Source organism: Streptomyces sp. NPDC004629 (assembly GCF_042873595.1).
GTDB lineage: Bacteria > Actinomycetota > Actinomycetes > Streptomycetales > Streptomycetaceae > Streptomyces.
In genome coordinates this window covers 1-1,507 of record NZ_JBIALO010000090.1, presented here as the reverse complement: position 1 = coordinate 1,507, position 1,507 = coordinate 1, and the positions used below count along the sequence as shown (strand labels likewise).

General features: G+C 69.9%; 1 protein-coding gene. It reads right to left on the bottom strand.

Annotation, left to right across the window (positions count from 1 at the left end):
• Nucleotides 1–66 precede the first annotated feature (66 nt).
• The gene (locus ACFYTE_RS42355) at nt 67–1,284 is read right to left on the bottom strand and encodes an IS110 family transposase (RefSeq protein ID WP_388722662.1); all 1,218 of its coding nucleotides are present in this window, start codon (nt 1,282–1,284) and stop codon (nt 67–69) included.
• Nucleotides 1,285–1,507: the final 223 nt, after the last annotated feature.

Genomic DNA, 1,507 nt, shown 5'->3' with positions numbered 1-1,507 from the left:
GGGGGTGCCTCTATGTCGTTCGTCAAGGCGCCTATGTCGGGTTTGAGGCGGTTCGGGGTTTCTGGGTTATGCGGCGAGCTCGATGTTCTTCGGCGTCCGGGATTGGTAGAAGGTGCCGTCGCGGAGCATGGCGAACAGGACGCTGATGCGTTGGCGGGCGAGGCGGAGGAGGGCTTGGGTGTGGGTCTTGCCGCGGGCTCGTTGCTTGTCGTAGTAGGCGCGGGAGGCGGGGTCGGCGTTCATGCAGGCGAAGGCGGACAGGAACATCGCCCGTTTGAGCTGGCGGTTGCCGCCTCGGGGTGCGTGTTCGCCGTGGATCGAGGTGCCGGACGACTTGGTGGTCGGGGCGAGTCCGGCGTAGGAGGCGAGGTGGGCGGCGGTGGGGAAGCTGGTGCCGTCGCCGACGGTGACCAGCAGGACGGCGGCGGTCCTGACGCCGACGCCGGGCATCGAGGTCAGGACCGGGGAAAGAGGGTGAGCCTCCAGCAGGGTGTTGATCTGGGCTTCCATCGCCCGGCGCTGGGTGTGGACGGCGGCCAGGGAGGCGGCCAGGGAGGGGATGACGATGTCGAGCGTGCCGGTTCCGGGGACGACGACGGTCTGTTCGTCGAGGGCGTCGAAGACGTCGTCGATCAGCCGCTGGGCCATGCGGGGGGCTTTCGGGCGGATCAGCTCCGCGAGTCTGCGGCGGCCGGCCTTGCGCAGGGCGGACGGGGAGCCGTAGCGCTCCAGCAGCCAGGTGATGGCCTGGTGGTCCAGGCGGGGCCCCAGGACGCGCTCCAGGCTGGGGTGGAACTGGGTGAGCAGGCCGCGTATGCGGTTGGAGGTGCGGGTGGCCTCGGCCGCGAGGTCCTGGTCGAAGCCGACGAGGACCGTGAGTTCGGCGGTGATCTCGTCGGTCAGTTCCAGGGATCGCAGGGTGTGCGGCATGGTGCGGGCCGCGTCGGCGATCACGGCGGCGTCCTTGGCGTCGGTCTTGGCCTCGCCGGGGTAGAGGTCGGCGATCCGCCGCATGGCCAGGCCGGGCAGGTAGGCCACTTGGCAGCCCGCATCGCGGGCGACGGTCAGCGGCAGGGCGCCGATGGAAGCGGGCTGGTCGACCACGACGAGGACGGTGCCGAACTTCGCGGCCAGCTTGTCGAACACGGCCCGCAGCTTGGGTTCGCTGTTGGGCAGGGGCTTGTCGAAGACCTTCTTCCCGGCCGGTGTGAGCCCGTGGCCGTGGTGGGCACTCTTGCCGACGTCCAGGCCCAGGAACACGCCCACGTCTTCGATCTCGAACATCGTGCCCTTCCCAGGGGGTGTTGACGGTGCCGGCCTCGGCTCGGGTGTCGTGCTCGCGCATCCACGTTATGCAGACCTGCCGCCCGCGAACTGCCCGGCGTTGCACCGGACCGGACGGTGGCCGGACCTCTGATCAGCGTCTCCGACGGACACCTCCCGGGCCCGGTGAACACCACCCCCCAGGTCATGCCTTCGACAGGGGGACACAGTCATGCCGGGCCCG